Origin of the sequence: Streptomyces yerevanensis, assembly GCF_000716805.1 — a bacterium.
GTDB lineage: Bacteria > Actinomycetota > Actinomycetes > Streptomycetales > Streptomycetaceae > Streptomyces > Streptomyces flaveus.
This window is the reverse complement of record NZ_JNWJ01000150.1, coordinates 1-4,377: the sequence shown is the minus strand read 5'-3', so window position 1 is coordinate 4,377 and position 4,377 is coordinate 1. Positions and strand designations below refer to the sequence as shown.

General features: G+C 68.0%; 3 protein-coding genes. 2 read left to right on the top strand and 1 reads right to left on the bottom strand.

Going from position 1 to position 4,377, the window contains the following annotated elements; all coding sequences use genetic code 11:
- The first annotated feature begins 669 nt into the window (after window positions 1-669).
- Window positions 670-2,169, top strand: a complete 1,500-nt coding sequence (locus OP79_RS48475; protein ID WP_033329627.1) for an FG-GAP-like repeat-containing protein — start codon at window positions 670-672, stop codon at window positions 2,167-2,169.
- Window positions 2,170-2,766: 597 nt separating this feature from the next.
- Here OP79_RS48475 and OP79_RS55835 read toward each other — a convergent pair.
- Window positions 2,767-3,219, bottom strand: coding sequence for a hypothetical protein (locus tag OP79_RS55835; protein WP_157857541.1), 453 nt, complete (start codon window positions 3,217-3,219; stop codon window positions 2,767-2,769).
- A 168-nt stretch (window positions 3,220-3,387) separates the two neighbouring features.
- Here OP79_RS55835 and OP79_RS48465 point away from each other — a divergent pair, with 168 nt between their 5' ends.
- Complete coding sequence (locus OP79_RS48465; RefSeq protein WP_033329625.1) at window positions 3,388-4,257, top strand: IS5 family transposase; 870 nt, start codon at window positions 3,388-3,390, stop codon at window positions 4,255-4,257.
- The last annotated feature ends 120 nt before the right edge of the window (window positions 4,258-4,377 follow it).

The window sequence follows — 4,377 nt, the reverse complement described above, 5'->3', positions numbered from 1 at the left end:
GACGACGCGACGCTCCGGCCCCACCTCGCCACCTACCTTCCGCCGGCGGCCGCGTCCACCGCCACCCACCAGCCGTCCGGCGGCTCGGGTTCCTCCTCGAGTTCCTCGTCAGGCGGTTACAGCGGCGGAGGCGACAGCGGAGGGGTCGGCGGCGGCGGCTCATGGTGACTACGGCGCACCCGGCCTGACCCCCGCCACCCCGCCTCGTACAGCGTGTGCGCCGCCCGCCGCACCAGGTCACAGCAGTGCAGGGCGGCCACGGGCTGGAAGGTGACCGGGAGGCCGTCCCCGGCCGCGCCGATGCGGACGTCGCGGCCGACTACTGGGTCATACCGAACGGGTAGGTGAAGGGGGCCAGCCGGGCCGGCGACGGTGACCGGTACCGTCCGCGCCCGCCTCGAACGCCGTGGTCGCACGGTCGCCGGATGCCGCCGTCTCCACCCGTAGCACCAGCTACGAACCCGCGACCATCAAACCTCACCCAACCTCACAGGCGAAACAGGCATCAAGCCTCATAACGACCTCTCAAACCAGCCGCCAAGCGAGCCACCAATCCATGGTTACAGATACATGACATTCAGTCGTACAACCGATGACGCACAGCCCGAGTCGCACTCCATGAACGCGCACACCGACGCGCCGGACCGAACCGACTCGAAAGGCACGTGCATGTCCCAAGCACGACGCAGAAAAGCCACCACCGCGCGGCTGACCGCACCTCTGGCCGCCGCGGCGCTGCTCGCCGGAGGGATCGGCACCTGGACCCTCACCGCGGCCTCCTCCAACGCCGCCGAATCGGCGGACGTGGAAGCACAGGACGACTTCAACGGGGACGGCTACGCCGACCTGGTCGTCGGTGCCCCGAACGCCACGGTGTCCGGCGCGGCCAAGGCCGGCTACGTGGCCGTCGTGTACGGCTCGTCCAGCGGGCTCTCCGCCTCCCACCGGAAGCTCGTCAGCCGCTCCACCAGCGGGGTCCCCGGCTCCGCCACCGCCAACCAGCGCTTCGGGTCCACCTTCACCAAGGGCGACCTGGACGGCGACGGCTTCGGCGACCTGGTGATCGCGGGCGGCACCGCGGGCTCCGTCATCCTGTGGGGCTCCGCCTCGGGTCTCACCGGCGGCACGAACATCGCCGGGTACGGGGCCGCCCCGCAGGCCGGCGACTTCGACGGGGACGGCAAGACGGACCTCGCCCTGTTCACCACGCAGAACGTCGCCGGCGACGACCCCGCGGGCGCCCCGGCCACCGTGTGGAAGGGCCCGGTCTCGCGCACCGGACAGCCGACCGCCACCCTGCCCATCCTGAACAAGTCCGAGTGGTGGGGCCATGACACCGACGGCGCCGCCTGCGCCACCGACGGCAGCTGCGTGGAGGACGCCGACTCGATCACCGGTCCCATCAAGTCCAGCGTGGCCGGCGACATCAACGGCGACGGCAAGGACGACATCGTCCAGTGGCGTTACAGCGGTGACGGCACCTGGGGCAACCGCCTGCTGTACGGCGGCGATTCGGGCTTCACTCGTGGCTCGGGGGTGCCCGGGGACACCGCGGGCGGCGCCGCGCCGGGCACCGGCGTGGGTGACGTGAACGGCGACGGCTACGACGACGTGGTGGTCGGCGCCGACGGCTGGTCCGAGAAGGTCCGCGTCGCCTACGGCTCGGCCTCCGGCCTGTCCGCCGCCGACACCCAGAGCTTCGACCAGAGCCTGCCCGGCTTCCACGGCGCCCAGGAATCCGGCGACGACGTCGGCTCGGCGGTCTCGGTCGCCGACGTCACCGGCGACGGCAACGCGGACATCGCGCTCGGCATCTCCGGCGAGGACTTCAGCGGCCTCACCAACGCCGGCTCGTTCGCCCTGGTGCCCGGCTCGGCCTCCGGCGTCACGGGCACGGGAACCCAGGTGTTCCACCAGAACACCTCCGGTGTGCCCGGAGTGGCCGAGACGAACGACAGGTTCGGCGCGACCACCGCTCTCCTGGACGTCAACGGCGACGGCTACCGCGACCTCGCCGTGGCCTCCACAGCCGAGAACAGCGACAACGGCGCCGTCTGGCTCCTGCGCGGCAGGACCACCGGTCTCACCACCACGTCCGCCTTCGCCTTCGGCGGCAAGGACCTCTCCGCGCCCTACACGGACGCACTGTTCGGCTCGGCACTCCGTTGAGCGACTCAGCGGGCGTTGTACTCGACTGCCCGCTGTAGCCAATGTGGTTCGAGGCATCCGTGCTCCAGCAAGGCTGCCCTGATGGCCGTCGCTTCCGGACACTCCAACACAGAGCGAGTCGCGGTAGACGAGCGCTGCTTCTTGACGTGGAGGGCCCAATTCTCGGCTTCAAGGAGCAGCCCCAGCTTGGACACCCCTGGGGAGTGGCGGAATCGCTCGATATAGGCAGCCACTGTCGGCAGTTGATCGCGGGTGTCTCTCGTCATGGCCAGCCGAAGAACGAACAGCTGTAGACGGCTGAGCGAGCTCCTGTGCCTCACCGCACACGTCCTTCCCCGTTACTGGTCATGCTCAGGCTAGAGCCCACCCCAGCCCGGAGAACAGGACGTAGAAGTTCGAAAACACTCACTGAGAGGTCGTTTTCGCCCTTTAAGGGAACATTCCCCCGTATTCCTCGGTGCGTGGGTGTCGTCGTGGTGGGGCTGACGAGTCGGATGCAGGGGACGGGTCGTGTGGGGTGACCGGAGAGGCGGAACGCGCCTTACACCTGTCTCATCCCAGGACGTCCGCCGCATGGTTCGGTTCAGTGACGAGGGGTCACCACCGCCGCCAGCATCGACGGACCGGAGCCGATGCATGTCCACTGCCTTCGCGCTGGGAGTCGTGCCAGCGACGACGTTGCCGACGAAGACGGCGCCGTAATCGGTATCTGCTGATCCGCTTGCCGCATTCGGTTCCTGCACCCAGGATCAGCAGCAACGCGAGAAGTGCAGCCAAGACCGCCTGAGACGCGCAGGCCACCGGCAGATCAGCCCAAGAGAAGCCGTAGCTGATCAGCGCCGAGGAAGTCGACCCCACGCTCAGTACCAGGAAGAGCCGACTCGTCTCACCGGGAACCGGCCCTCCCTTGGCAGCCCACTTCTTCATGCCTTCGACGAACCAGAAGGCAACCAGCGCCGCCACTTCGAGCCCTGACAACAGGACCGCCAGGCCAAGGTCCAGGACCCATTTCAACATGTTCACCATGCTGAAGCGGACGGACAGCCACATGCCTGAGTACGGCTACTCAAATGGAGTTGCCATCAAGCGGGACTTCGCAATGTGACCGTCACAAAGGTTGCGGAAGGAGCAGTTTCCGACGAGGCCACCTGGTCCGTGCTTCCAACGCCGGGACACACGCCTGGGCGCACGCCCCCTGTCCGGCGGTATCACCTGGTCATGACCAAAAGCCGTGGGTATCCAAGTGACCTGTCCGATGCCCGCTGGGCGTTGATCGAGCCGGCGCTGTCGGCATGGCGGGCCGAGCGGCGCCGGTATGCGCTGAACATCGACCGCCCGCCCGAGCACGACCTGCGCGAGATCATGAACGCGATCCTGTACGTGGACCGCACCGGAGTGCAGTGGCGCTACCTGCCGCACGACTTCCCACCCTGGGAGACCGTGTACGGCTACTTCGCCAAGTGGCAGAAGGACGGTGTGTTCGCCCAGCTCACCGGCGTGCTCCGGCGACTGTTACGGCAGAAGGAGGGCAAGGGTGCGGAGCCGTCCGCATGCGTGATCGACGCCCAGAGCGTGAAAACCTCCACCAGCGTCCCGGCCGCAGGCCAGGGCACGGATGCGGCGAAGAAGATCGTGGGCCGCAAGCGCAGCATCGTCACCGACACCCTCGGCCTGCTGCTGGCGGTGCTGGTCACGGGCGCCTGCGTGCAGGACTCCGTCGCGGGCACCGACCTGATCGACCAGGTGGCCGCCGCGCACCCCACCATTCGCAAGGTCTGGGTGGACGGTGGCTACCGCTGGCACCTCGTCGAGCACGCCGCTCGGCGGGGTATCGACATGGAAATCGTCCAACGCACCCCCGGGACCAGGGGATTCACGCCACTCCCGAAGCGCTGGACCGTGGAGCGAACCTACGGGTGGCTGATGTTCCATCGCCGCCTGGCCCGCGACTACGAAACCCTCCCCGCACGCTCCGAAGCCATGATCCAGCTCGCCATGACCGACCTGATGGCCCGCCGCCTCACCGGCGAAGCCACCATCTCCTGGCGCGACCCGACGCCACGGGATCAAACACCAATACCGGGATGAAACATCGGGAGAAAACGACCTCTGACCACGCTGGACTCCAGGAGTCCAGCGGCGATGAGTTTCGCCGTGGGTTCCGGTCTGTACCCCCAACACGCGATCAACCGCACTCGAGGAGAGCAC

What these genes read in the sequence shown, in the direction of transcription:
- OP79_RS48465 (WP_033329625.1), top strand. Translation starts at nt 3,388, where the DNA reads ATGACCAAAAGCCGTGGGTATCCAAGTGACCTGTCCGATGCCCGCTGG.
- OP79_RS48475 (WP_033329627.1), top strand. Translation starts at nt 670, where the DNA reads ATGTCCCAAGCACGACGCAGAAAAGCCACCACCGCGCGGCTGACCGCA.
- OP79_RS55835 (WP_157857541.1), bottom strand. Translation starts at nt 3,219, where the DNA reads ATGTGGCTGTCCGTCCGCTTCAGCATGGTGAACATGTTGAAATGGGTC.